This is a genomic window from Streptomyces sp. NPDC033845, from assembly GCF_055576225.1.
The window spans coordinates 23610-49520 of record NZ_JBVIRI010000017.1; the positions used below are offsets into that span (position 1 = coordinate 23610).

Below are 25911 nucleotides of genomic sequence, written 5' to 3' on the forward strand. Positions count from 1 at the left end.
CGGCCGCCCGATCCGGGGCATGCGCGGAACATGACACCCCACATGTACCTGGCCGGTCCGGCCGCCCCGCCGGGGCCCGCCTGGATCCATCTGCTCGTCATGGCCTTCGCCCTCGCCATCCTGCTGCGCAGCCTGGCCCGGCACCGCTGACCCCGTCGCGACGTACGAAGGGACCAAGGAGATGAAGAACGCACAGCTCGAAGCCGCCCGCGCCAACCTCGGCAAGGCCGTGGACGCCCTGCCCGGCGCCCCCGAGGCCGGTGCCAAGGCCCGGGAATGGGCCTCCGTGGTCGCCGGCCGGCTCAAGCACCGTACGACCCGGACCGGCCGGCTGCGGGCCCGGCTGCCGGCCCATCTGCCCGCCCGCACCAAGCCCTCCGGGACCGCCCGGGCGCTGCACACCCTGCGGACCCGCCCGGCCCTGCTCCTCGCGGCCGCCGGCCTCGCCGCCGCCGGCGCGGTCACCGCGGCCCGCCGCCGCGGCACCCGGAGCTGACACCCGGGCCCCCGGGCCGGGCTCCCGGGCCGGGGCCGCGGCGACGGCCGGGAAAGTATCGGCCAAAGAATCCCGGCGGACCCGACCGCGGATTGTCCGGGGTACCGGGGCGGGCAACAATCGAGGCCGGTACCTGCACGGCCGGCGCCCGCCCGGACGGCGGGTCGCGAGGCGCACCGCGCGCCGTGCCCGTACCCCACAGCGATCGACCGCGCCGCCCCGGCCACGCGCCGGGCGTCGCGCGGCGGGGGGAGCAGTCGCCGGATGCCCAAGGTGCTCGTGGTAGACGACCAGGTGCTCATCAGGTCCGGGCTGGTCGCCCGGCTCCGGGCCGCACCGGGCCTGGAGGTCGTCGGCGAGGCCGACAGCGGGGAGTCGGCGGTCCGGTCGGCGGCCGCCCACCACCCCGAAGTCGTCCTCATGGATGTGCGCATGCCCGGAATGGGCGGGATCGCCGCCACCGAGGAGATCATCGCGCAGAGCCCGCCGGCCTCCCCGGGCAGCCCGGGCCCGCCCAAGGTCCTCATGCTCACCACCTTCGACCTCGACGCCCACGTCCATGACGCGCTCCGGGCCGGGGCCAGCGGCTACCTCCTCAAGAACACCCCGCCGGACCGGCTGGTTTCGGCCATTCACTCGGTGCACGCCGGGGACGTGCTGTTCAGCCCGGAGGCCATCCGGGACCTGGTCGGCGCCAGCAGCCCGGACCGCCCCCCGGCCGCCCCGCACCCCGGTCTGCGCACCCTGACCCGCTGCGAGCGGGAGGTGCTCTCCCTGGTCGGGGCGGGCCTGTCCAACACCGAGATCGCCGAACGGCTGCTGCTCAGCCCGATCGCCATCAGGGCCCATGTGCACCGCTGCCTGACCAAGCTCTCCCTCCGCAACCGCGCCCAGGCCGTGCTCTTCGCCCAGGCGTCCGGCCTGGTCGCCCGCTGACCGGCAGCGGTCCGCCTGGCGGCCCGGGCCGGCCCGCGTTTCACTGGAACGGACGGGCCCCTCCGCTCCGGGGCACGTGCCGGGAGGCCCCGTGAACACGCACACACCACCCCGATTCGACCCCACCCGGGTGCCCCACCTGCTGGGTTCCTTCGCGCCGGTGTCCGAGGAGGTCGACGCGGCGGACCTGGAGGTCATCGGCGAGATCCCGGCCTCCCTGGACGGCCTCTACCTCCGCAACGGCCCCAACCCCCGCTTCACGCCCATCGGTTCGTACCTCTACCCGCTCGACGGGGACGGCATGCTGCACGGGGTCTGGCTCTCCGGGGGGCGGGCCCGCTACCGCAACCGGTTCGTGCGGACCCCGGCCCTGGAGGCCGAGGAACGGGCCGGCCGGGCCCTGTGGGGCGGCCTGGAATCGATGATCATGCCGGATGCCGGGCAGGTCGGGCCGGAGCTCGCCGGCACCTTCCGCGACCTGCCCGACATCAACGTCGTACGGCACGCAGGCCGGCTGCTGGCACTGGCCGAATCCGCCCGCCCCTTCCGGGTCGGCGCGGGCCTGGAGACCATCGGACCGGAAACCTTCGGCGGTGCCCTGCCGGCCGGCATCACCGCCCACCCCAAGACCGACCCGCTCACCGGCGAGATGGTCGCCTTCTGCTACGGCCTGGAACCGCCCTACCTCACCTGGTCGGTGATCGGCCGGGACGGGGCCGTCACCCGGGGCCCCACCCCCGTGGACGGGGTCGACGAGCCCATGATGATCCACGACATGGCCCTCACCCCCCGCCACGTGGTGCTCGTCCTCGCCCCCGCCTTCTTCGACCTGCCCGGGGCCATGGCCGGCGGCTCCTTCCTCAGCTGGCGGCCCGAACGCGGCACCGAGGTCCTGCTGATCCCGCGCGACGGCGGACCGCCCCGCCGGGCCGCCGACGAGGCCTTCTGGATGTGGCACACGGTCAACGCCTACGAGGACGGCCCCGGAGCGGACGCCCCGGTGGTCCTCGACTACGTGCAGTGGAGTCGGCTGACCGTCGGCGGACCCGCGGACGGTGCCGCCGGACCGGTCACCGGCGGCCTGGTGCGGGCCCGGGTGGATCCGGCCACCGGCACCATGACCCGCACCCCGCTGGACGATTCCCGGGTGGAGTTCCCCCGGATCGACGACCGGCTCCTCGGCCGCCCGCACCGGTACGCCGCCCTGGCCGCCGAGACCGGCCGCACCGACCTGCTGCCCGGCGAGTACGACGCCGTCCGCTGGTACGACACCGAGACCGGCGGCTCCAGGATCTGGGCGGCCGGGGACCTCTCCGTCGGCGAGCCCGTCCACGCCCCCGAACCCGGGTCGGAATCCGACGGATCCGGCTACTGGCTGACCTTCGCCACCGACCGCACCGACGGGACGAGCTGGTTCCTCGTGCTGCCCGCGGAGGACCCCGGATCCGGTCCCGTGGCCCGGGTCCGCATCCCCGTCCGGGTCCCGCTCGGGCTGCACGGATGCTGGTTGCCGACGGAGGAATGACCCGACCGGAAAGGAATCCGGACAGAAGGCTTTCACCCAATGATCGTTGCTCTCTGGTGACGCGGCGCTCCGCCGTGTAGCGTCTACGGCAGCTGTCGTGGTTCGCAGTACCTGCCCGCGCCCTGGCGTGGGCGTTTTGCTGTGCAGTGCTGGACCAGGGCGATCACCTCCGGGTCCGCGCGGTGCGGACCCGACATCGACTGAGAGGCACGATTATGGCCAGCGGAACCGTGAAGTGGTTCAACGCCGAAAAGGGTTTCGGCTTCATCCAGCAGGACGGTGGAGGCCCGGACGTCTTCGCCCACTACTCCAACATCAACTCCACCGGCTTCCGTGAGCTCCTGGAAGGCCAGGCCGTGACCTTCGACGTCACCCAGGGCCAGAAGGGCCCGCAGGCGGAGAACATCACCGTCGCCTGATCCGAGGCCGGTTCGACGGAGCCCCCGGAGCATCTGCTCCGGGGGCTCCGTCCCGTTTCCGGGCCTGCCCGCGGGAACCCGCGATGCCGAGATGCCGACTAGGCCATCCGTGGCTAGCGTGTGAGTGTGAGAGCCGCGACTGCGGGGCCCTGCCCCCGGTGGCTACGAACCTATCCGCGCCGCTGTTCTCCTGCGGCAGCGGGACCACCCCTCTCCGCTGTGAGGGCCCTGAGAGGTGGAGGAAGGGCAATTCTCATGCGTTCACAGAGAGCGAAGCGTCTTTTCGCGGCGTCCGCCGCGGGCCTGCTGCTGGCCGGTGGTGCCGCCCTCGGCACGGCCGGATCGGCATCGGCGGCAACCCCGACCCACTCCGTCAGCTATGTCACCGGCGATGACTGCGGTGGCGGCGGAGGCCACGGCGGCGGCTGGTACCACAACGGCGGCGGCTGGGACGACGATGACGACTACGGCTACGGAGGCCACGGCCACGGCGACTACTGACCGACCCCGCTGACACACGGTGCGCGGCCCCCACGGGGGAGCCGCGCACCGTGCTGTGCGGACAGCGGGCCGGAGCGGGATCAGACGGTCTTCCCCGCGGCGGCGGCGGCCGGCTGCGGCTCCGGGGCTGCCGGGGCTGCCGGGGCGGTCGCGGCGCCGGTGACCGCACGGGTGCCCGTACCGGTACCGCGCAGGCCCAGCCAGCCGATCAGCGCGACCAGGGCGAAGGCGGCGGCCCCGATCCAGAAGGTGAGGGTGAACCCGGACTCGGCGGGCAGCGCGGGCACACCGGCGGGCAGGTGCTCGATGGTCTGCGAGGCGAGGATCGTGGTGACGATCGCACTGCCGATCGCGCTGCCGGTGGACCGGGAGATCGAGTTGATGCCGTTGGCGATGCCGCTCTGGTGGTGCGGCACGTTCGCCATGATCACGGCGGGCATCGCGGCGTAGCCGAAGCTCACGGCCGCGCCGACGACCAGACCGGCCCCGATGACGGAGAGGGTGTGGCCGTGGTCCAGGGCCAGCCAGCCGAAGCCCACGGATCCCAGTGCGGCGGCCATGGCCAGGGCCACGCGCGGGCCCCGGTGGCGGACGATCTGGCCGCCGATCGGCGAGGCCAGCAGCGAGACGATCGCGCCGGGGAGCAGGAACTGGACGGAGGCGCGGAGGATGGAGGCGTCGAATCCGTAGCCGGTGAGGGCCTCGGGCATCTGCACCAGGTAGGAGACGCCCAGGAAGTTCGCGAACATCCCGAACCCGACGAGCACACCGGCGAGGTTGGCCATCAGCACCGGCCGGTGGACGAACATCCGCATGTCGACCAGGGGTTCGCGCACCTTGAGCTCGGTGAACACCCAGACGGCGGTCATCACGGCGGCGCCGGCGAAGCTGCCCAGCGTGCGGCCGGAACCCCAACCCCACTCATGGCCCTGGGAGATGGGCAGCAGCAGGAGCAGCAGGGCCAGACCGAGGGTGAGCGCGCCGAGGAAGTCGGTGCGGCCGCCGGTCTTGTGCCGGGTGGCGGGCACCAGGGTGACCACCGCCAGCAGGGCGATGACGGCGAAGCCCGTGGCCATCCAGAAGGCGTTGCGGTAGTCGGCGTCGGAGCCCGAGGTGAGCAGACCGGTCGCGACCAGCGCGAGCCCGCTGCCGAACGCCAGCGTGCCGCTGACCAGGGCCATCGCCCCGGGCAGCTTCTGCGGCCGGACCTCCTCGCGGAGCACGGACAGGGCCAGCGGGAAGATCGCGGTGGCGGCTCCCTGGAGCACTCGTCCCAGGATCAGCAGGGGCAGCGAGGTGGCCAGCGCGGCGATCACCGAACCGGCGACCATCACCCCGAGCACGGCCACCAGCGTGGGCTTCTTGCCGTGCTGGTCACCGAAGCGGCCGAGGAGCGGGGTGAAGACGGCCGCCGACAGCAGGGTCGCGGTGGTCACCCAGCTGACGTTGGCGGTCGTGGTGCCGAGGTCGTTGCGGATGAGGCCGAGGATGGGGACGGGGAGCGTCTGCATCATCGACACGACCATGGCGGCGAGGCTCAGGGCGAAGACGATGACCGTCTCGTTCCGGTGCCCGGCTGCCGGAACGGCGGGGGACTGGGTGCTCATGGGTGACAGGGCCTTCTCGGTTGCTTCAGATCGTCGATGTTTCATGTCATCAAGTAACTCGGACGACGGTAGAGGTCAATGGTTAAGGTGGTCAAGTAAAAGGTTGATAATGTCAATGTTCCTGAGTACGCTCCGAAGCATGAGCGCCCCCACCCCGCACGCCCCCGCCAAGCTCCAGCTGCTGGAGCTCCTCGCCGCCATCGGCACCGCCCAGTGGCGCGACTTCGCGGGCGCCGCCGCCGGCCACGGCCTCACCTCCACCCAGGCCAAGGTGCTCGCCCAGCTCAAGGGCCCGATGCCGATGCGCGGCCTGGCCGCCCTGCTGGTGTGCGACGCCTCGAACGTCACCGGGATCGTGGACCGGCTCGAAGCCCGCGGGCTGGTGCGCCGGGAACCCGACCCGACCGACCGCCGGGTCAAGAACGTGGTCGCCACCGAGGCCGGCCGCGAGATCATGCGCCGGGTCCGCGAGGAGATGCAGGCCACCCACAGCGCCCTCGACACCCTGGACGCCGAGGACAGCGCCACCCTGTACGCCCTGCTGGAACGCCTGCGCCCCACGATGGAACGCCAGGGGACCGCCGGATGACCCTCCGCCCGCTGCCGGCCGCCGGGCGCCCGGCGTCGGCCTGGAAGAACGGCGGGGGAGTGACACGGGAGATCGCGGCCCGCCCCGAAGGCGCCGGCACGGAGGAGTTCCTGTGGCGGGTGAGCCTCGCCGAGGTCGCCGCCGACGGCCCGTTCTCCGTCTTCCCCGGGGTGGACCGCATCCTCACCCTCGCGGAGGGGGCCGGGATGGACCTGACGGTGGGCGGCGCCCACCGTCGCGTCGACGAACCCCGCGCACCCCGGGAGTTCCCCGGGGACGCCCCCACCGACTGCCGGCTCCTGGCGGGACCGGTGGTCAACTTCAACGTGATGTACCGCAGGGACGCCGTCCGGGCCGACACCGCGGTGGTCCGCGGCCGGCTCGCGCTCACCGCCGGCCCCGACGAGACCCTCCTGGTGGTCGCCCTCGACGGAGGCGCCACCCTCACCCCCGCCCCCGGCGGGACGTCAGCCCCCGGCGGCGGCCCGGACACGTACCCGGACCCGGACGCGCAGCCGGACGTCGAACAGCCCCTGGCCCTCGGCCGTCATGACGCCGCCCTGGTCACCGGGCCGGTCACCCGGGCGCTGACCCTGACCGCCACCGGGCACACGGCGGTCGTCTTCCTGCGGACCCGGCCCACCCCCGTCACCGGCGGGTGACCCGGTTCACTTGGTCAGCGCACGGACCGCCTGCTGTTCCAGTTCGAGGCAGCGGTCCACGTGCCGGGCACAGGCCTCGAAGAGGTCACGGCGTTCCTCGGTACCGGCCTGGGGGTCGGCGGCCCGGGCCAGTGAGGCCAGTGCGGACCAGGAGCGGCCGGACTCCCGGAACAGGTCGGCCGCCTCCGGCCGGTCGGCCAGGTCGAGGAAGTCCGCGTAGAGCGGCCGGGTGCCGCCCGGGGCGGTCCATTCCCGCTCCAGGCAGGAGTGCAGCCGCCCGGTGCCGGCCCGGAAGGCCCCCGGGGAGCCGCCGAAACGGTGCTCCCAGCCCGAGTCGGTGGTGCCGTCGCGGAGCTGGGCGGCCAGCTTCTCCATCCCGGTGAAACCGAAGTTCACGTCGAACCGGTTGCCCAGCACCGGGCCGGTCAGCCGGGTGACCGTGGCGGCCACCGCACCCGCCACGTCCGGATCCGACTCGGCCGGCCCGGTGGGCACGATCAGCTGGTGCCGGCCCTTGCGGTGCGCGGTCCAGGCGGCCCCGAACTCCTCGCGGTCGATCCGGTACGGGGTCGGCGCCCCGTCCTCGATCAGCAGCTCCTCGCCCTCGTATCCGGCGATGACCACGGTGTGCGCGTCGGTGCCGGTCAGCTCGGCGTCCGGATCGGCCTCGTGCCAGGGCAGCGAGGACCGGTCCACCACGCAGAACGCGGGCTGCCCCTCGTCGAGCGCGGCCCGGACCCGGCCCCAGCGCGGCTTCATCGCGCGCGTCGCGTCGTAGGGGATCCCCAGACGGCGGAGCGCCACCTGCACCCAGGGCTCCGGGTGCGCCTGCGCCACGACGGTGGGGATCGGGGCCCGGCCCGGGTACTCGAACACGAAGTACATGAAGCCGATGCCGCCGGCCAGCCCGGCGACCAGCTCCTCCTCATGGGCGCTGCCCAGGGCATGCCGGATGAGGGAGGCCTCGCGGTGGCGTCCGGTCCCGAAGTCTTCGTACACGAGCACAGCAGTCATACGGCCAGCCTAGGCCGTCCGGCCACCGGCGGATCACCTTCGGACCACGGGCGGTGGAACGGCCCGCGGTTCCCCGGCTCAGATCCGGCCGAGGTCCGAACTCACCCAGTGCTCCGGGCGCATCCGGACCACCAGCTGTTCGCCGTGCTCCTTCTCGGCGAACTCCACATAACCGGCCACCTTCTCGGCGGGCAGGTACCGGGATGCCATCTCCACCAGGTGCTCCCGCGTCGCCTCCTCGGTCCCCACGACCGGGCCCTCGACCGACACGTACCTGATGGTCGGCTCCAGACGGTCGACCAGCAGGCTGAACCGGCCCGCCTCGCCGATCAGCCGTGCCTTGCGGGAATCCCGGCCCGTCATGATCCAGATGTCGCCGCCCGGGGCGTACTGGTACCAGATGGGGACGGTCAGCGGGGCGCGCTCCTCCGGCGCCGGAGTGCTGACGGCGATGGCCGCCACATGCGGCTCGGCGAGGAACTGCTCACGTTCGGTGCGGTCCAGGGCCATGACGTCTCCTCCGGCGTGCATCGGGAAGGCGGGTACAACGGCGTACACAGGGGCCAACGGGGCGGCGCCGCCCGCTGTTCCCGTCTTTTCGGCCATCACCCGAACGGACCTCGGGCGGCCCCGGCCCCCGGCCGGACCTCCACGGCCCCGGACCAGAGGATCTCTCCGGCCGAGCGGCCCACCATCACCCGGTACCCGCCGGGCTCGGTGCGCCAGCCGCCCCCGGCCTCCGACCAGTGCCGCAGCGCACGGGCCGGCACCTCCACCGCCGCGGTCGCCCGGCCGCCCGGGTCGGCCCGGACCGACGCATGGCCGGCGAACCAGCGGACCGGCCGCTCCACGGCCGAACCCGGGCGGGCCAGATACACCTGCACCACCTCGCGGCCGCTCCGGGCACCGGTGTTCCGCACCCGCACCCGGACCGTGAACGGCTCCCCTTCGAGGACCTCCGCCGGGACCTCGACCTCCCCGTACTCCCAACTGGTGTAGCCCAGGCCGTGACCGAACCAGTAGGCCGGTTCGCCGCCCGCCCGCAGCCAGCCGCGGTGACCGACATGGAGGCCCTCCGCGTAGTCGAGGCGCCCCTCGACCGGCCGGCAGCCGGTGACCGGGGCGTCCGTCAGACGGGCCGCCCAGGTGGTGGGGAGCCGGCCGCCGGGCTCGGCCAGCCCGAACAGGACGTCCGCGAGCCCCGAACCGGTCTCCTGCCCCGGGAACCAGCCCAGCAGCAGCGCACCCACCTCCTCCCGCCAGGGGAGCTCCACCGGCCCGCCGCTGTTCAGCACCGCCACCGTCCGCGGATTGACCGCCGCCACGGCCCGGACCAGGTCGTCCTGATGCCCTTCGAGGGCGAGGCCGGTCCGGTCGTGGCCCTCCGTCTCGGAATGCTCGGTGGTGCCGACGACCACGACCACCGCGTCGGCCGCCCGGGCCGCCGCCACCGCCTCCGCGAGGGCCGCCGCCGGCTCCCGTACGGGCGGGGCCGCCGCGAGCACGGTGGCCCGGCCGGCCCCGGGCACCAGCTCCCGCCGCGCCACCAGCAGGACCGGCCGCCCCGCCTCCAGCACCGCCCGCGCCGTGTGCAGCGGCGGGCCCACGTGCACGACGGCCGGATCATCGGTGGTGCACGGGAACTCCCCGTCCAGGACCGTCCGTTCGTCGACCGCGAGGTTCAGCCGGCCGAACCCGGCGATCCCGAGGGTCCAGGAGCCGGAGCTCTCCGGCCGCAGCAGCGCACTGATCTCCACGGTGTGCGCACCGGGCGGCACCGGCGGCTCCAGCTGGCGGCCGGACAGCCGGTGCTCCGCGTGGAGTTCCCGTCCCGCCGCGTCCAGCACCCGCAGCAGCACCCCCGGCGCCCCCGACCTCGGATCCCGGCAGCACGCGGTGTCCAGCGGGGCCGGGAGGACGTCGAGGGCCGGCCCCGGCACGTGCACGACCCGGGCCCGGCCGCGCAACCGGGCCCGGATCCCGTCCAGCGGGGTGACGACCCCCGCCGGGAACACCCCGGCGCTGCCGCCGCCCTGCACCCGGGGCGCGTCGGCGTGCGCCCCGATCACGGCCACGGTGTCCAGGGCCGTCGGGTCCAGCGGCAGCACCCCCCGGTTGTGCAGCAGCACCGAACCCGCGGCCACGGCCCGGCGCAGCAGGGCCCGGGCCTCCCGTGCGCCGGGCGCCGCGGGCCGCCGGGGCCGGGCCGGCCCGAGGGCCCCCACCCGGCCCGCCAGTCTCAGCAGCCGCCGCACCTTCTCGTCCACGGCGGCCTCCGGGACCCGGCCGTCCCGTACCGCGCCCACCAGCTCGGCCTCCCAGGGGCCCTGCGGTCCCGGCATCGCCAGATCGAGGGCGGCCAGCGCCGGACCCTCGGCGGAACGCAGCGCGCCCCAGTCCGAGACCACCACCCCGGAGAAGCCCCAGTCGCCCTTCAGCGGTTCCCGGAGCAGCGGGCTGGCCGTCATGGTGCTGCCGTTCACCCCGTTGTACCCGGCCATGACCAGCCAGACGCCGGCCTCCACGGCGGCCTCGAAGGGGGCCAGGTACACCTCGCGCAGGACCCGCTCGGAGACCCGTACGTCCAGGTGCATGCGGCCGGTCTCGGAGTCGTTGGCCACATAGTGCTTGGCGGTGGCGGCCACGCCCCCGGCCTGGATGCCGCGGATCAGCGCGGCGCCGGTCCGGCCGGTCAGCCCGGGGTCCTCGGAGAAGCACTCGAAGTGGCGTCCGCCCAGCGGGGTGCGGTGCAGGTTGAGGGTCGGGGCGAGCACCACGTCCACCCCCTTGCGGGCCGCCTCCGCGGCGAGCAGCCCGCCGAGCCGTTCGGTGAGCTCCTCGTCCCACAGCGCGCCGATCGCCGAGGCGGAGGGCAGCAGCGCGGAGGTGCGCCGTTCGTCCCAGGATTCCCCCCGGATCCCCGCCGGACCGTCGGACAGCACCATCTGCCGCAGTTCCACGGCTGGTTGGGCGGCCGTGCGCCAGGTGGTGGCGCCGGTCAGCAGCCGTACCTTCTGCACCAGGTCCAGCTTCCCCAGCAGCCGGTCCAGCGCCTCCTCGTCCGTCCCCGCTCCGTGCGTCTCCAGCCGGTCCATCCCCACCCCGTTCATGTGATCGCCCCCATCTCGCGCCCTCGCGCCGTCGTACGGGAGGGCCCGGCCGCCCCGTGGTGCGGTGGGGCGGCCGGGCCCGTGCGGTTGCCGGCCGGATCAGGGCAGCCGGTACTCCGCGTTCAGGACCGCGCCGCGCTGCGGTTGGTTCTGGTCGTAGCCGCGCGGGTCGCACTGGAGGCCGCCCACGATGCAGTGGTCGACCATGGCCTTGAGGGTGCGTTCCTCCCACGCGTTGAAGAAGTCGTAGTGGAAGGAGTAGCCGCGGCCGCTGGCCAGCCGGACCTGGCTCATGTCGCCGTTGACCGGGAAGGCCATCTTGAACTCGACCATCGGCAGGGCGACGGGATGCGAGGCCGGGCACATGTTGTCGTTGGTGCCGGGCTTGACCACCGGGTAGGACATGTGGCTCTGGTGGTCGGGCGTGTCCAGGTACTTGCCGTCCCAGCAACTGGGCGCCTGGAAACGGATGTTGAGCTGGACGTCCGGCCGGCTCGGACAGTTCGCCGGGATGTCGGTGTTGAAGAAGCTGTCACCGCACTCCCAGCCCTCCACGAACCCCTTGTGCTCGCGGAACTGCTGGGCGGTCTGCAGCGGACTGCCGACCACGTACCGCAGCCCCTTGGGGAAGGGCCGCACGCTGGTGTAGTCGGTGACCCCCGACTTGTAGTAGATCACCTGCGGTCCGGTGGGCAGGATCTTCTGGTCGCCCTTGAACAGCGAGGGCATCCAGTACGCCGACCCGTCGGCGGGCGCCTTGCAGCTGGTCGCGCCCCCGTACAGCGAGCCGGTGGTGCTGCCCGCGTTGGTGGAGGTGTTGCCCATGAACGTGTGGTCGTGGGACCGGCCGGGCTGGCCCGGGTAGACGATCGGGTCGTCCGGCGCGGTGTGCGTGACCGAGCAGTTGGCCTGGAACTCGTGGAAGTAGGCGCGCGGCGGCGTCCGGTCCGACGGGGTGACCCCGGTGACCTGGGGGACCGCCGGGATGTAGCCGTCCCCGTCGACGTCGTCGCCGGAGGCCTGGAGGGAGGCGGCCATGGTGTGCCCGCTGTGGGCGGACACGGAGGCCGCCACGGCCGGGTCGCCGCCCGGGTTCGCCGCGGTGGCGATCGTGCCGATGCCCAGGACGCTCGCCACCAGGGCGGTGCCCAGGAGGAGCGCGGAGAGCCGTTTCGGGCTGGATCTCATGGGGGATCGCATGGGGGATCTCCTGCCGGTTGTGTGAGGGGATGACCGGCTGCCGGATGGCGTCCGGCAGCCGTCGGCCGTCAGCTGTAGACGCCGAACTCGTGGAGCGAGTAGCCCCAGCCGGTGCCGCGGGCCGTGAGGTTCAGCCGCACCTGGCGGGCCGTCGCCGACACGGCGATGGTGTCGATGTCACCGTTGCCGGTCGTGGTGGAGTGGACCGTGCGCCAGTTGGTCCCGTCGTCGGACACCTGCACCTCGTAGGACCGGGCGTAGGCCGGGTCCCAGACCAGTTGCAGGGTGCGGATCGTGGTGGCGGCACCCAGGTCCACCTTGATCCACTGGGGGTCGCTCCAGTCGCTGGCCCAGCGGGTGCCCGGGTTCCCGTCGGTCGCGTTGCCCGGGGTGCAGGGGCAGTCCCCGTACGAGGCCTGGTAGGAGGAGGCGGTGGTCGGCTTGTTCAGGGCGTGGTTGGTGCCGCTGACCGGCGGGGCCACGACCTTCACCGACCTGGTCTCGATGCCCGCGTTGCCGCGGCCGTCCTCGGCCTGGACGTACACCTTCCAGACGCCGAGCTTCTCCGGGGCGGTCACCGCGAAGGTGCCGTTGCCGGTCGACCGCCACTGCGCCTCGACCAGCCGCTTGTCGCCGTTCGCGTAGTTGCCGCTGAGGAACACCTTGTACGTCAGGGGGTCGTTCTGCGGGTCCCGGACGTTCGCCCGTACGGTGAACTCGCCGCCGGCGGGCACCTGTCCGGCCTGGGTGACCGTCATGTCGCTGATCACCGGCGGGGTGTTGTCCCCGGCGGTGGAGCCGGTGTATGCCTTCTTCACCGCGTAGTACGACAGCCGCTTCAGCCCGTCGGGCAGCAGGTTGAACCAGATCCCGCCGAAGTCGTGCTCGACGCCGTAGTGGAACATCGTCGCGCCCAGGGCCACGCCCTGGTGGGCGGTGATGCAGTTCCAGGCGGTGGTGTAGCCCTCGGCGGTCTGCACGTCGGTCTTCTGCTCGGGGACGCCGTTCGCGTCGTCCGGCACCTCCCACTCGCCGGCCGGGCCCGTCTCGGTGATGATGTACGGCTTCGTGTAGCCGCCGTCCACCCAGTCCTGGCGGACCCCGCAGATGTCCCCGTAGGAGTTCATCGAGTACAGGTCGAGGTCCGGGGCGTTGCGCTTGTAGTACGGCCAGGCGCCCGTCCAGGCGTCGGTGGAGGTCACCGGGTGGTCCGGGTCGATGGCGTGGATCCGCTTGGCCACGTCGTTCACGAAGGTGGTGTAGGCGTTGCGCTGCGCCTCCAGTTCGGTGCCGCCGTAGCAGTTCTGGAGGCCGAGGACGGATTCGTTGCCGACGTTCCACATCAGCGTGGCCGGGTGCGCCTTGTAGGCCTCCACCCACTTGGCGAACTCGGTCAGCATGGTGTTCTTGTAGGCGGTGTCGGTGACGTAGTTGACGCAGCCTCCGGAGCCGGGGCCGCCGCCCGGTTGCAGCCAGAAGCCGTTGACCACCTTGATGCCGTTGGCGGCGGCGGTGTCCAGGAGGGGTTTGGTGGTGCCGTCGGTGCCCCAGGTGCGGATGGTGTTGACGCCCATGGACCGCACATCGGGCATGTAGCGCGGGGCGTCGGCCACGGACGGCCCCCAGGTCAGACCCTTGACCGTGAACGGCTGCCCGCCGACGGTCAGTTGCCAGTTGCCCTGGCTTCCGGTGACCCGCACCGCGCCCTCGCCGACCGGGGGAGTGCCGCCGGTAGTGCCGTAGACCTGGAACTCCCAGAGGGAGTAGCCGTATCCGCCGGAGCGGGCCTGGCCGTTCATCCGGACGTAGCGGCCGGTGCCGGAGACCGCCAGCTCGTCGGTGCCGCCGTCGCCGCCGGTGACGGTCCTGGCGGTGCGCCAGTCGGTTCCGTTGTCGGAGACCTGGATCTGGTAGTCCTTGCCGAACGCGGCCTCCCAGGTGAGGACGACCCGGCTGAGGGTGCGGCTCTCGCCCAGGTCGACCTGGATCCATTCGGCGTCCCGCCACTGGCTGGCCCAGCGCGTGCCGGTCAGGTTGCCGTCGAAGGCGGCCGCCGCGGAGAAGGCCTCGCCCTCGGCGGAGGAGGCGGTGGCGGTACGGCCCTGGGAGAGCAGGGTCTCGGCGGCCCCGGCGGTGGGGGCGGTGACCAGGGCGAGGGAGGAGGCGAGGAGCGCTCCGAGCGCCACGAGGGACGCGGCGCCGCCTCCGCGGCGGGGTGGGGCGGTCGGGGTGGGGGGACGGGGGGACATCGCGGCTCCTGGAATCGGTGGCGGTGGGGATCGAGCGGCTCTGTGGTGCCCCCCGGGCCGGGGGCGGGGACCGTGTCACCGGCCCGGGGGAGTGCGGGGGAGGTGGGGATCAGGGGTACGAGACGACCGTGGACGGGACGGTGGAGGTCCCGGCCGGCACCGTGGAGGCCCCGGTGTCGTTGATGACGTGGTCGTAGTGGCCGTTGCCGCCCAGCGAGACGGTCAGCAGGCTGTGGAACTTCACGCCCGGCTTGACCGGGGCCTTGAAGCCGTGGTCCTGGATGATCGTCGGGTCCACGTTGTAGTTGCAGTAGCTGCCCAGGCCCCAGGCCTCGTGGGTGGTGACGGAGTCGTCGACCCGGTAGGCGGCGTAGCCGCGGGTGGCGCCGTTCTGGATGGCGGCCTGGTTCGGGGCGTCGTAGGCCTTCTCGTTCTGGAAGAAGATGGTGCGGCCGCGCTCGCCGTACCACTCGACGTCGTACTTGTTGAAGTGCTCCACGAACAGGCCGGTGGCCAGGACGTCGTCGCCGTTGACGCGGACTCCGTAGTCGGCCCGGTTGGTCTCCCAGCCGACGCCGTCCCCGTGGTCGGCCCGCCACACCCAGGTGTGGTCGATGATGGTGTCGTCGCTGTTGACCACCATGCTGGTGGTGGCCTTGCCGGGGCCCGCCCCGCCGATCCGGATGTATACGTCCTGGACGGTGGTGGGGTTGGCCGAGTGGTCGGCGGAGGCGCCCTGGTGGCCGATCTCCAGCAGGGTGGGGGAGTTGACCGGGCCGGCGTCGATCAGGAAGCCGGCCAGCTTCACCCCGTCCACGTCGGCGACCTTCATCGCGGTCACCCCGTTGTCGGGGATGATGGTGGCGAGGCCGAGGCCGAGGACCACGGTGTCAGCCCGGTTGACGTTGATGGTCTGGTCGATGTGGTAGATGCCCGGGGTGAACAGCAGGTTCAGCCCCTGGGCCAGGGCCGCGTTGATGGTGGCCGCGGTGGCGCCGGGCTTGACCACGTAGAACCGGCTGAGCGGGATCGACTCGCCCTGCGGGGTGCCGTTCGCCCAGGTGGTGCCGCGGGCGTTGGTGCGCTTGGCCGGGGCGAACACCTTGAGCTCGGAGCCGTCCAGGTGGAGGAACGGCTTCTCGCGGGAGACCGGGGTGGTGTCCAGGGTGGTGTAGCGGGGCTCCGGGAAGCCGGTCGCCGGGGCGCCCTCCACCCCGGAGAAGGTCATGTTCCAGACGCTGTTGGTCCAGCCTCCGACCGAGCTGTCCCGGGTGTACCACTGCTGCTGGGAGTAGGGGCCCACGGTGCCGTCGATCTTGCTGTCGGCGATGTAGCCGCCGCTGGCCCAGCCGTAGCCGGCGGGCGCCAGGTTCAGGCCGCCCTTGACGTGCATCCGGCGGAAGGAGGAGGCCTGGGCGACCGCCCAGCGGTTGGTGCCGTTCGCCGGGTTCACCGCCAGGTTCTCGGCCGAACGCCAGAAGTTCTGGGTGGCGTTGCCGTTGAACCAGCCGGCGTCCACGGTCACGTCGCCGTTGAAGGTGGTGTCGTCGGGCCGCAGTCCGAGGCCGGCGATCTGGGTGTAGAAGCCGATCTGGGCGTTGATGTTCGGGTAGGTCCCGGGCTTGAAGAGGAAGGCGTGCCGGCCGGTGCCGAACTGCGCCGACTCCTGCTCCTGGAAGACCTGGTCGAGCTTGGCCTGGATGCCGGGGGTGGCGGGGTCGATGATGTGCACGTTCGGGCCGAGGTCGCCGCCGCCGGGGAGGACCGGGCCGGTGCCGCCGCCGGTGCCGCCGTACACCTGGAACTCCCAGAGCGAGTAGCCGTATCCGGTGGCGCGGGTGACGCCCTGCATGCGGACGTGGCGGGCGGTCCCGGAGATGTTCACGGTCTCGGTGCCGCCGGCGCCGGTGGTCGTGGAGTGGGCGGTGGTCCAGTCGGTGCCGTTGGCGGAGATCTCGATCCGGTAGGCCTTGGCGTAGGCGGCCTCCCAGCGCAGGACCACGCGTTCGAGCTCGGCCGGGGCGCCGAGGTCGACCTGGAGCCACTGGGCGTCGGAGGCGGCGCTCGACCACCGGCTGGAGAGGTTGCCGTCCACGGCGTCGGCCGCGGGGGTCCCGTAGTGCTCCTGGCTGGACGCGGTGACCGTCTTCCCCTGGGAGAGCAGGACCGGGGCGGCCTGGGCGGCGGGGGCGGGGGCCAGCGAGAGCAGGGTGCCGACGAGGGCGGCGGCGACCGCGGCGACGAGGCCCTTGCGGACGGGTGAGGGGCGTCGTCCGGGGGACGTGGCATCCAGGGGTATGCCGACGGGCATGTAGGGCTCCTTAACGAACCTGAAACGGGAGAGCGCTCTCCCGAGACCTTGCCCGTCACACAAACGGGCGGTCAAGAACCCTGACGCCTTTTCTTTTGTCTTTCATTAAGTCCGGAGGTCAGTGTCGAGCCCCTCACGAGGACCCCGAACGGGCCCTGCGCCGCAGGTGGTGGCCGCTTTGCGGGGGCGACCCGATAGGGTTCGGGCCATGAGCAGAAGGGGCCCGACGCTGGAGGACGTCGCGCGGGAGGCGGGGGTCTCCCGGGCCACCGTGTCCCGGGTGGTCAACGGGATCCGCAACGTCGACCCGGACATCCAGGAGCTCGTCCGGCACGCCATCGAGCAGACCGGGTACCGCCCCAACCGCGCCGCCAGGGCACTGGTCACCCACCGGACCGAAACGGTCGCGCTGGTCATCTCCGGGGCCGGGGAGGCCTTCGCCTCACGGGTCTTCACCGACCCGTTCTTCGGCCGGGTGGTCAGCGGGGTGGTCGGCCATCTGAGGGCCCACGCCACGCACCCGGTGCTGCTGGTCGCGGAGTCCGACGAGGCCCGGGAACAGGTCGTCGACTATCTCAGCCAGGGCACCGTGGACGGGGCGCTGGTGGTGTCCATCCAGGCCGCCGACCCGCTGCCCGCGATGCTGACCGCCGCCCGGATCCCGGTGGTGCTCTTCGCCCGCCCCGACCCCCCGCAGCCGGTGAGCTACGTGGACCTCGCGCACACCGACGGCGCCCGGCTCGCCGCCGAGCACCTGCTGGCCCGCGGCTGCCGGCACCTCGCGACCATCTCGGCCCCGCAGTCGATCCCGGCCGCCCGGGACCGGCTGAACGGCTTCCGGGACGCGCTCGCGGCAGCCGGCGCCGTCGCCGAGGCCGGCTCCGTACCGGTCGAGGAGGGCAATTTCACGGTGGACAGCGGGGCGGCCGCCATGGCCCGGCTGTTGTCCGAACACCCCGGGATCGACGGGGTGTTCGCGGCCAACGACCTGATGGCCCAGGGGGCCTGCCAGTACCTGCGGGAGCACGGCCGCAGGGTTCCGCAGGACGTCGCCGTCGTCGGCTTCGACGACTCCAGCGCGGCCCTGACCAGCCGCCCCGCGCTCACCACCGTCCGGCAGCCGGTGGAGGAGATGGCCGCCGCGATGGCCCGGCTTCTCTCGGAGCACATCCAGGGCAGCCGCACCCGGCCCGGGTCGATCGTCTTCGAACCCGAGCTGGTCGTCCGCGACTCGGCCTGAACCGGCCGCCGGGGCGCCGGGGCGCCGGACCCGCGGCGTGGTGCCGGGCGGCGCCGCCCGGCAGGATCCGGAACGGACGGCCTAACGGGCCAGGCAGGACCGCAGTGTGGCCGGGGTGACCCCGGTCAGCGAGTCGGCGAAGACCCGTACCGGGGACGGCGGCACCGGCAGCAGCGACGGGACCACGAGCAGCCCGCAGCCCGCGGCCTCCGCCGAGGCCGCACCGTCCGGGGAGTCCTCCACCGCCACACAGGCCCCGGGCGCCACGCCCAGCCGCTCGGCGGCCACCCGGTAGGGGTCCGGGTGCGGCTTCGTCAGCTCCGTATCGTCCGCGGACAGCGTGAAGGCGAACGGGACGTGTGCCATCGAGCCCGCCACCACCGAGTCCACGATCACCCGCGGCGAGGCGCTGACCAGCGCGAACGGCAGCCCCTCGGCCTCCAGTTCGGCGAGCAGCCGGCCCGCGCCCGGGCGCATCGGCGCGCCCGCCGCCACCCGGCGGAAGAAGCCGGCGGTCAGTGTCCGGGCCAGCTCGGCCGTGTCGCCGGTCCCGGCGGCGCGCACCAGGTGCGCGGCGGTGTCCTCCACGGCCCGGCCGACCACCTCGGGGGCGTCCGCCGGGGTCAGGGCGTATCCGAGGCCCGCCGCGACCTCCTCGGTGGTCTCCCACCACAGCACCTCGGTGTCGACGAGGGTGCCGTCCATGTCGAAGAGGACGGCGGCCAGCCCGCTCAAGAGCCGCTCCCGGCCACCACGAGGACCGGGCGTTCGGCCAGGCCCACGGTCGCCCGCGCGCCCGGCACCAGGTCGCCGGCCTCGCGGGAGGGCAGGTCGGCCTTGACCCGGGTGCCGTCGGGCAGGTCCAGGTGGAGCCGGGTCACCGAGCCGAAGAAGGAGGCGGAGGTGACGGTCGCGGTCCCCTCCGGGTCCGCGGCCACCGTGATGTTCTCGGGCCGCACCAGCACCTCCACCTCGGCGACCGGGGGCACCGGGCCGTCCACGGGGAGCCGGGAGCCGGCCGCCTCCACGGTCCCGGAGCCGGTCAGCCGTCCCGGGAGCCGGTTCATGGTGCCGACGAACTCGGCGACGAAGGGGGTGGCGGGGCGTTCGTACAGCTCGGCCGGGGCCGCGCACTGCTCCAGCCGGCCCGCGTTGAGCACGGCGACCCGGTCGGCCATGGACAGGGCCTCCTCCTGGTCGTGGGTGACGAACACGGTGGTGATGCCGAGGGAGAGCTGGAGGCGGCGGATCTCCTCGCGCAGACTGGTGCGCACCTTGGCGTCCAGTGCGGACAGCGGTTCGTCCAGCAGCAGGACGCGGGGGCGCAGGGCGAGGGCGCGGGCGAGCGCGACGCGCTGCTGCTGGCCGCCCGACATCTGGTGCGGATAGCGGTCGCCGTGGTCGGGCAGGCCGATCAGGTCGAGGAGTTCGGCGGCCCGTTCGCGGCGCTCGGCGGCGCCGACCTTGCGGACGCGCAGGCCGAAGGCGACGTTGTCGCGGGCGCTGAGGTTCGGGAAGAGGCTGTAGGACTGGAACACCATTCCGGCGTCCCGGCGGTTGGCCGGAACGCGGGTGATGTCGGCCCCGTCCAGCAGGACTTCACCCGAGTCGGGCTGCTCGAATCCGGCGACCACGCGCAGGGCGGTGGTCTTTCCGCAGCCGGACGGGCCGAGCAGGGCGACGAGTTCGCCGGGCTCGATGGTGAGGTCGAGGCCGTCGAGGGCGACGGTGGAGCCGAAGGCGCGCCGCAGGCCGCGGAACTCGACACGGGCCCCGGCGGGGGCCGATCCGGTCTCCGAGGACCTGCCGGCCTCGGGAAGGGTCAGGGACATACCGGTCAGGACTCCTTGGCGGAGGTGGGGGTACGGGAGGCGCCGGGCGTGGTGGCGGAGGCGGTTCCGGCCCGGGAGAGGAGGAGCAGCAGCAACCAGGTGATGACCAGGCTGAGCACGGAGACGGCCACCGACATCCGGGCCTGGGAGCCGGAGATGGACACGATCCACACGGCGAAGGGCTGGAAGCCGAGCAGCGAGGCGATGGTGAACTCGCCGAGGACCAGGGCCAGGGTGAGGAAGGCGGCTCCGGCGAGGGCGGCCCGCAGGTTGGGCAGCAGCACGCGCAGCACCACGTACGGCCAGCTCGCACCGCAGCTGCGGGCGGCCTCGACGAGGGTGGGCACGTCCACGGCGCGCAGTCCCGCGTCGAGCGAGCGGTAGACGAACGGCAGGGCCAGGACCGTGTACGCGAGGACCAGGACCACGGGGAAGTCCGGGTTCTGGACGGCGAGGAAGGTCTGGTAGAGCGGGGTCCTGGAGAGGTGCTCCGGGCCCCAGCGCAGCACCGTGGTGATACCGGTGACCAGGGCGATCGGCGGCACCACCAGCGGCAGCATGCACATCACCTCGACCACCGGGCGCAGTCGCGCGGATCCGACGCGTACGGCGACCAGGGCGGGCACCGCCAGCAGCAGCGACAGCAGGATGGTGGCGGCGGCGAGGCCCAGCGACAGCAGCAGGCTCTCGGTGAACCCGTCGGCGGACAGCAGCTGGGTGTACGCCGCGAAGTCGATCCCCTGGCCGGGCACGTGCACGGTGAACACGAAGGAGGCGACCAGCGGGAGGAGGAAGTAGGCGCCCGCGAGGCCGAGGACGGCTCCGCGCCAGATCCGCGGGCGGGGGCGGGAACGGAGGCGGACGCGGACCCCGGGGGAGGCGGGGGCCGGCCGGGGCGGTGCGGTGGTCGGGGTCATCGCAGCCATCGGGCGCTCCGTCGCTGGAGGGGCAGGTAGACCGCCATGACCAGGCCGGCGATCACGATCATGTCGAGGCCGAGGGCCAGGGCCACGTTCTCCTGTCCGGTGAGCACGTTGCCGGACAGCGCGTCCGCGATCTTCAGGGTGACCAGCGGGACGGAGCCGCCGACCAGGGCCGCGGCGGTGGCGTGCGCGGCGAAGGCGGTGCCGAAGAGCAGGACGAACCCGCCGAGCAGGGAGGGTGCGAGGACCGGCAGGCCGACATGGCGCCAGAACTGCACGGCGCCGGCGCCGTTGTTCTGCGCGGCCTCGCGCCACTGCGGGCGCAGCCCGTCCAGGGCGGGGACGGTGACCAGGACCATCAGGGGGATCAGGAAGTAGAGGTAGACCACGGTGAGGCCGGTGAAGGAGTAGAGGTTCCAGCCGAGACCGGTGAGGTCGGCGAGCTGGGTGACCACTCCGGAGATGCCGAGGGTGGCGATGAAGGCGAAGGCGAGGGGGACCCCGCCGAAGTTGGCGAGGACGCCGGAGGCGGTCAGTGCGGCGTTGCGCAGGGCCCCCGAGCGGGAGGTGACCACGGCCTGGGCGATCAGCACGCCGAGCAGTCCGCCGACGAGTGCGGTGAGGGCGGAGAGCTGGACGCTGCCGACCAGCGAGCCGAGGTAGGGCCCTTGGAGGGAGCGTGCGAGGTGCTCGCCGGTGAGCCGGGAGGCGCCGCTCGCCGGATCGGTGCGGGTGACCGCGCCGAATGCGATGGCACCCAGCGGGATGCCGAAGCAGAGGCCGGTGAAGGCGAGCAGGGGGAGGGCGGCCAGCCAGGTGCGGGGGCCGCGCCGCCGGCGGCGGACGGTGCCGCCGGCGGTCCCCGTCGAGTGGGGGGTGGGGGTGGCGGACATCAGCTGAGGGCCTTGTCCCACTTCTCGGCGAGGGTGGCCTTGGCCTTGTCCAGCTCGGGGGAGGCGGGGAAGGCGGGGGTACCCTGGACCTGCGGGAGCTTGGCGACCGCCGCCTTGTCGGCGGTGCCGTCCTGGGTCATGACGGGGAGGAGTACGGGGCGGGCGTAGCCCTTCAGCCACAGGTTCTGGCCCTCGGTGCTGTAGAGGAACTCCATCCACAGGCGGGAGGCCGCGGGGTGCGGGGCGTCCTTGTTGATGGCCTGGGAGTAGAACTGGGCGTAGACGCCGTCGGTGGGGATGGCGACCTTCCAGTCGACGCCCTTGCCCTTGAACTGGTCGGCGTAGCCGGCGTTCAGGTAGTCCCAGTCGATGGAGATGGGGGTCTCGCCCTTCTCCACGGTGGCCGGGGTGGACTCGACGGGGATGAAGTTGCCGCTCTTCTTCAGCTTTCCGAAGAAGTCGATGCCGGGCTGGATGTCTCCGAAGGAGCCCTTGTTGGCGAGGGCGGCCGCGTAGACGCCGCCGAAGGCGGAGCCGGACTTGGTCGGGTTGCCGTTGAGCGCCACCTTGCCCTTGTACTCGGGCTTGGCCAGGTCGGCGAAGGTGGTGGGGCAGTTGGGGATGCGGGCGGCGTCGCAGCCGATGGAGACGTAGCCGCCGTAGTCGTTGTACCAGCGGCCGTCCGCGTCCTTCTGGGCGTCCGGGATCTTGTCCCAGGCGGTGACCTTGTACGGGGCGAAGAGGTTCTCGGCCGCGCCGCTGCGGGCGAAGGCGATGCCGAGGTCCAGTACGTCGGGGGCGCGGTCCTGGCCCTTGCGGGACTTGACGGCGGCGATCTCGTCGGCGCTGGAGGCGTCCGGGTTCTCCGCGTTGATCTTGATCTTGGGGTACTTGGCCTGGAAGGCCTTCTGGATCTCGCCGTAGTTGGCCCAGTCGGCGGGCAGCGCGATGACGTTCAGCTGCCCCTCCTTCTCGGCGGCCGCGACGAGGCCCGCCATGCCGCCGAAGTCGGCGACCGAGGTGGCGGCGCCGGGGGCGGTCCTGGCCTTGCCGTCGGCCGTGGTGCCGGCGTCCTTTTCGGGTGCGGCGCCGCACGCGCTGAGCGTGGTGAGGACGGCGGCACTGAGCAGGACGGCCGCACCGCGGCGGGCGGAGGTACTGAGCACGGTCTCTCCCGGAGACAGGCACCTTCGAGGGGTACCAGGGGCACAAGGGGGACTACTGGGTTTACTTGTCTGAACAAGTTGACCCCAGTTCGCCCGTGGCCCCTGTACGGCCGGTGAACGGATCCTGTCCGCCGGTGCACGTCTTGAGGAAGAACGGAAATGGCCGGATGACGTCGTGACCCCATCCGGCGATGATGATCAACCGACAGTGAGGGGAATCGAACAGCATGGGCATGGCAACGGTGAGGTATCTGGAGATCGCGGACGCGCTGCGCCGGTCGATCCTCTCCGGTGAGTACCCGGTGGGCGCCCAACTGCCCTCCGAGAGCGATCTGGCCGCGCGCTGGTCGGCCTCCCGCGGCACCGTCCGCCAGGCCGTGGCGACGCTCGCCGCCGAAGGGCTGATCGGCTCCCGGCAGGGCGCGCGCCGGATCGTCCTGCGGCACGAGCGCAAGCACAGCTTCGGTGAGCTCAACAGCTTCGCCCAGTGGGCGGAGAACATCGGCCACCGGGCCACCAGCCGGTTCCTGTCCAGGACCCGACGCCCGGCCACGGCCGAGGAGGCGGAACGGCTCGCGCTGCCCCCGGGCACCGAGATCCTGGCCGCGCTCCGGCTGCGGCTGCTCGACGGGGAACCCACGATGGTCGAGCGGACGGCCTACGCCGACTGGGTCGCGGAGGCGGTGGAGGCGATGGCGGGGGACTGCCGTTCGGTGATGGACGGGCTGGCCGAGGACTCCGGGATCGTCGCCCACTACGGGGAGCACCTCATCGACGCGCTCTCGGCCGGCAGCGAGGACGCCCGACTGCTCGAAATCCGGCGCGGTACCCCGCTTTTGCGCCAGCGGCATGTCTCCGCGACCCGGACGGGCCGCCCGATCGAGTGGTCGGACGACCGCTACCGGGCCGGCACCGTCACCTTCAGTGTGAGCAACTCGGCAGTAGCGGCCCCCTTGGAGCGGCGGGCCGGGGACCGCTGAGCCCGAATACTCCTACGGACGCAGCTCCCGGTGGGCGCGGATGATCTCGGCGTAGCGGTGGCCGCTGCGCTTGACGGTGCGCCGCTGGGTCGGGTAGTCGACGTGGACGAGGCCGAAGCGCTTGTCGTAGCCGTAGGCCCATTCGAAGTTGTCCAGCAGCGACCATGCGTAGTATCCGGCGAGCGGGGCGCCCTGGCGGACGGCGCGGGCGCAGGCCGCCAGGTGCTGCTCCAGATAGGCGGTCCGCTCGGGGTCCTCGAAGGAGCCGTCGGGGCCGGGGGCGTCGGGGAACGCGGAGCCGTTCTCGGTGACGTAGAGCTCCCGCACCTGGTAGTCGTGGGTGAGGCGCAGCAGCAGGTGCTCGATGCCGGCGGGGTCGATCTGCCAGTCCAGCCCGGTCCGGGGCACGTCCGGGAGGCGGAGCTCACGGGCGTACGGCACGGGGCCGGCGGGGTCGTCGGCGACGGTGGCGGGGAAGTAGTAGTTCAGCCCGTGCCAGTCCAGGGGCGCGGCGATGGTGGCGAGGTCGCCGGGGTGCTCGGGGAGCTCCACCCCGTACAGCTCGCGCATGTCGGCGGGGAAGCCGCGGCCGTAGACGGGGTCCAGCCACCAGCGGTTGGTGTGGCCGTCCATCCGGACGGCGGCGGCGATGTCCTCGGGGCGGTCTGAGGCCGGGACCACGGTGCTGTGGTTGGTGACCAGGCCGATCCGGGCGCCGGGTGCGGCGGCGCGGACGGCCGCGGTGGCCAGTCCGTGGGCGAGCAGCAGGTGGTAGGAGGCGCGGACGGCGGCCGTGAGGTCGGTCAGGCCGGGGGCCATCCGGCCCTCCAGATGGCCGATCCAGGCGGAGCAGAGGGGTTCGTTGAGGGTGGCCCAGCGGGTGACCCGGTCGCCGAGCCGTTCGGTGACCACCGAGGCGTAGCGGGCGAGGTGTTCGGCGGTCTCGCGGACGGTCCAGCCGCCGCGGTCCTGGAGCGCCTGGGGGAGGTCCCAGTGGTAGAGGGTGACCGAGGGGGTGATCCCGGCGTCGAGGAGGCCGTCGACGAGCCGGTCGTAGAAGTCCAGGCCGCGGGCGTTGACCGGTCCGTCGCCGTCGGGGACGATCCGGGGCCAGGCGACGGACATCCGGTAGGCGTCGGTGCCGAGGCGCTTCATCAGGGCGATGTCCTCGGGCCAGCGGTGGTAGTGGTCGCAGGCCTCGTCCCCGTGGTCGCCGCCTGCGACCTTGCCGGGGGTGTGGGAGAAGGTGTCCCAGATGGAGGGGCCGCGGCCGTCCTCCTTGGCGGCGCCCTCGATCTGGTACGCGGACGTGGCCGTGCCCCAGGCGAAGTCGCGCGGGAAGGCCTCGAGATCAATCGGATCGGACACGGGAAACCTCTCGGGGTGCGGGATGGGGGTCACTTGACCGCGCCGGCGGTCAGCCCGGTGACCAGGTAGCGCTGGAGGAGGAGGAAGCCGGCGACCACGGGCACGCTGACGACGAGCGAGGCGGCCATCACCTGGTTCCAGTAGACGTCGTTCTGCGTGGAGTAGCCCTGGAGGCCGACGGCGAGGGTGCGGGTCTCGTCGTTGGTCATCACCGAGGCGAACAGCACCTCGCCCCAGGCGGTCATGAAGGCGTAGACGGCGACGGCGACGATGCCGGGGATGGCGGCGGGCACGATCACCCGGAACAGGGCGCCGAGCGGGCCGCAGCCGTCGACCTTGGCGGCCTCGTCGAGGTCCCTGGGCACCGAGTCGAAGTACCCGATCAGCATCCAGATGGAGAACGGCAGCGAGAACGTCAGATAGGTGAGGATCAGTCCGCCGCGCGAGCCGAAGAGCGCGATCCCGGTGGCGTTGCCGATGTTGACGTAGATCAGGAACAGCGGCAGCAGGAACAGGATGCCGGGGAACATCTGGGTGGACAGCACGGTGACGGTGAAGACCCGCTTGCCGCGGAAGGAGTACCGGCTGACCGCGTAGGCGGCGAACACGGCGATGACCACCGAGCAGACGGTGGCGGCCCCGGCCACGACGAGGGAGTTCATGAAGTAGTCGGCGAGCGGGACGGTCTTCCAGATGTCGAAGTAGGGCTCGACGGTCAGGCCCGAGGGGATCCACTGGAACTTCCCCGAGACGTCCTGGAGCGGCTTGAGCGAGCTGGAGACCATCACGTACACCGGCAGCAGCACGAAACCGGTGAGCAGGGTCAGGAAGACCCGCCTGCTCCAGAGGAAGGACCGGGGCGGGGCCAGCGGGGAACGCGGTTGCGCCCG

23 protein-coding genes are annotated in these 25911 nt (G+C 72.7%); 9 read left to right on the plus strand and 14 right to left on the minus strand.

Going from position 1 to position 25911, the window contains the following annotated elements:
- Positions 1 to 181: 181 nt before the first annotated feature.
- The 5 genes from ACZ50K_RS29030 to ACZ50K_RS29050 all read left to right on the plus strand — a co-directional run bounded on the left by ACZ50K_RS29030 (position 182) and on the right by ACZ50K_RS29050 (position 3877).
- Positions 182 to 496 (plus strand): hypothetical protein, encoded by a 315-nt coding sequence (locus ACZ50K_RS29030; RefSeq protein WP_468908305.1) that lies wholly within the window; start codon positions 182 to 184, stop codon positions 494 to 496.
- Positions 497 to 760: 264 nt separating this feature from the next.
- Complete coding sequence (locus tag ACZ50K_RS29035) at positions 761 to 1432, plus strand: response regulator transcription factor (RefSeq protein ID WP_468908307.1); 672 nt, start codon at positions 761 to 763, stop codon at positions 1430 to 1432.
- 91 nt (positions 1433 to 1523) lie between these two features.
- Complete coding sequence (locus tag ACZ50K_RS29040; protein ID WP_468908309.1) at positions 1524 to 2957, plus strand: carotenoid oxygenase family protein; 1434 nt, start codon at positions 1524 to 1526, stop codon at positions 2955 to 2957.
- Between the two features lie 215 nt (positions 2958 to 3172).
- Positions 3173 to 3376 (plus strand): cold-shock protein, encoded by a 204-nt coding sequence (locus ACZ50K_RS29045; protein WP_468908310.1) that lies wholly within the window; start codon positions 3173 to 3175, stop codon positions 3374 to 3376.
- Between the two features lie 255 nt (positions 3377 to 3631).
- The gene (locus ACZ50K_RS29050) at positions 3632 to 3877 is read left to right on the plus strand and encodes a hypothetical protein (RefSeq protein ID WP_468908312.1); all 246 of its coding nucleotides are present in this window, start codon (positions 3632 to 3634) and stop codon (positions 3875 to 3877) included.
- 80 nt (positions 3878 to 3957) lie between these two features.
- Here the strand turns inward: ACZ50K_RS29050 and ACZ50K_RS29055 are convergent, their stop codons facing one another.
- Positions 3958 to 5484: an MFS transporter gene (locus ACZ50K_RS29055; protein ID WP_468908313.1), complete on the minus strand. Its 1527-nt coding sequence runs from the start codon at positions 5482 to 5484 to the stop codon at positions 3958 to 3960.
- Between the two features lie 139 nt (positions 5485 to 5623).
- Between ACZ50K_RS29055 and ACZ50K_RS29060 the strand changes: the two genes are divergently transcribed.
- Positions 5624 to 6073, plus strand: coding sequence for a MarR family winged helix-turn-helix transcriptional regulator (locus ACZ50K_RS29060; RefSeq protein ID WP_468908315.1), 450 nt, complete (start codon positions 5624 to 5626; stop codon positions 6071 to 6073).
- Positions 6070 to 6735, plus strand: a complete 666-nt coding sequence (locus ACZ50K_RS29065) for a HutD/Ves family protein (RefSeq protein WP_468908317.1) — start codon at positions 6070 to 6072, stop codon at positions 6733 to 6735. Before ACZ50K_RS29060 ends, ACZ50K_RS29065 begins: the two co-directional genes overlap by 4 nt.
- A gap of 6 nt (positions 6736 to 6741) precedes the next feature.
- On the opposite strand, the gene ACZ50K_RS29070 is transcribed toward ACZ50K_RS29065, so the two are convergent.
- The 6 genes from ACZ50K_RS29070 to ACZ50K_RS29095 form a co-directional block, all read right to left on the minus strand.
- Positions 6742 to 7749, minus strand: a complete 1008-nt coding sequence (locus ACZ50K_RS29070) for a BtrH N-terminal domain-containing protein (protein WP_468908319.1) — start codon at positions 7747 to 7749, stop codon at positions 6742 to 6744.
- Positions 7750 to 7827: 78 nt separating this feature from the next.
- The gene (locus ACZ50K_RS29075; RefSeq protein ID WP_468908321.1) at positions 7828 to 8259 is read right to left on the minus strand and encodes a pyridoxamine 5'-phosphate oxidase family protein; all 432 of its coding nucleotides are present in this window, start codon (positions 8257 to 8259) and stop codon (positions 7828 to 7830) included.
- Positions 8260 to 8354: 95 nt separating this feature from the next.
- Positions 8355 to 10859, minus strand: a complete 2505-nt coding sequence (locus ACZ50K_RS29080; protein WP_468908323.1) for a glycoside hydrolase family 3 C-terminal domain-containing protein — start codon at positions 10857 to 10859, stop codon at positions 8355 to 8357.
- Positions 10860 to 10958: 99 nt separating this feature from the next.
- On the minus strand, positions 10959 to 12047 hold the full coding sequence (locus tag ACZ50K_RS29085; RefSeq protein WP_468908476.1) for a DUF1996 domain-containing protein: 1089 nt from the start codon (positions 12045 to 12047) through the stop codon (positions 10959 to 10961).
- 80 nt (positions 12048 to 12127) lie between these two features.
- Entirely contained in the window at positions 12128 to 14308 is a 2181-nt protein-coding gene (locus tag ACZ50K_RS29090) for a discoidin domain-containing protein (RefSeq protein ID WP_468908325.1), read from the minus strand.
- Between the two features lie 109 nt (positions 14309 to 14417).
- Positions 14418 to 16619, minus strand: a complete 2202-nt coding sequence (locus ACZ50K_RS29095) for a discoidin domain-containing protein (protein ID WP_468908327.1) — start codon at positions 16617 to 16619, stop codon at positions 14418 to 14420.
- 208 nt (positions 16620 to 16827) lie between these two features.
- Between ACZ50K_RS29095 and ACZ50K_RS29100 the strand changes: the two genes are divergently transcribed.
- Positions 16828 to 17859: a LacI family DNA-binding transcriptional regulator gene (locus ACZ50K_RS29100; RefSeq protein WP_468908329.1), complete on the plus strand. Its 1032-nt coding sequence runs from the start codon at positions 16828 to 16830 to the stop codon at positions 17857 to 17859.
- Positions 17860 to 17940: 81 nt separating this feature from the next.
- Here the strand turns inward: ACZ50K_RS29100 and ACZ50K_RS29105 are convergent, their stop codons facing one another.
- From ACZ50K_RS29105 to ACZ50K_RS29125, 5 genes are read right to left on the minus strand one after another with little or no spacing between them, the layout of a single operon-like run.
- Positions 17941 to 18594, minus strand: coding sequence for an HAD family hydrolase (locus tag ACZ50K_RS29105; protein ID WP_468908331.1), 654 nt, complete (start codon positions 18592 to 18594; stop codon positions 17941 to 17943).
- Positions 18591 to 19691 (minus strand): ABC transporter ATP-binding protein, encoded by a 1101-nt coding sequence (locus tag ACZ50K_RS29110; protein WP_468908333.1) that lies wholly within the window; start codon positions 19689 to 19691, stop codon positions 18591 to 18593. The genes ACZ50K_RS29105 and ACZ50K_RS29110 overlap by 4 nt, the downstream gene beginning before the upstream one ends.
- A gap of 5 nt (positions 19692 to 19696) precedes the next feature.
- Entirely contained in the window at positions 19697 to 20617 is a 921-nt protein-coding gene (locus ACZ50K_RS29115) for an ABC transporter permease (RefSeq protein ID WP_468908335.1), read from the minus strand.
- On the minus strand, positions 20605 to 21507 hold the full coding sequence (locus ACZ50K_RS29120) for an ABC transporter permease (RefSeq protein ID WP_468908337.1): 903 nt from the start codon (positions 21505 to 21507) through the stop codon (positions 20605 to 20607). The genes ACZ50K_RS29115 and ACZ50K_RS29120 overlap by 13 nt, the downstream gene beginning before the upstream one ends.
- Positions 21507 to 22673 (minus strand): ABC transporter substrate-binding protein, encoded by a 1167-nt coding sequence (locus ACZ50K_RS29125; RefSeq protein ID WP_468908338.1) that lies wholly within the window; start codon positions 22671 to 22673, stop codon positions 21507 to 21509. The genes ACZ50K_RS29120 and ACZ50K_RS29125 overlap by 1 nt, the downstream gene beginning before the upstream one ends.
- A 233-nt stretch (positions 22674 to 22906) precedes the next feature.
- Here ACZ50K_RS29125 and ACZ50K_RS29130 point away from each other — a divergent pair, with 233 nt between their 5' ends.
- Positions 22907 to 23653: a GntR family transcriptional regulator gene (locus ACZ50K_RS29130; protein ID WP_468908340.1), complete on the plus strand. Its 747-nt coding sequence runs from the start codon at positions 22907 to 22909 to the stop codon at positions 23651 to 23653.
- Positions 23654 to 23665: 12 nt separating this feature from the next.
- Here the strand turns inward: ACZ50K_RS29130 and ACZ50K_RS29135 are convergent, their stop codons facing one another.
- On the minus strand, positions 23666 to 25021 hold the full coding sequence (locus ACZ50K_RS29135; protein WP_468908341.1) for a GH1 family beta-glucosidase: 1356 nt from the start codon (positions 25019 to 25021) through the stop codon (positions 23666 to 23668).
- 29 nt (positions 25022 to 25050) lie between these two features.
- Positions 25051 to 25890: a carbohydrate ABC transporter permease gene (locus tag ACZ50K_RS29140; protein ID WP_468908478.1), complete on the minus strand. Its 840-nt coding sequence runs from the start codon at positions 25888 to 25890 to the stop codon at positions 25051 to 25053.
- Between the last annotated feature and the right edge of the window lie 21 nt (positions 25891 to 25911).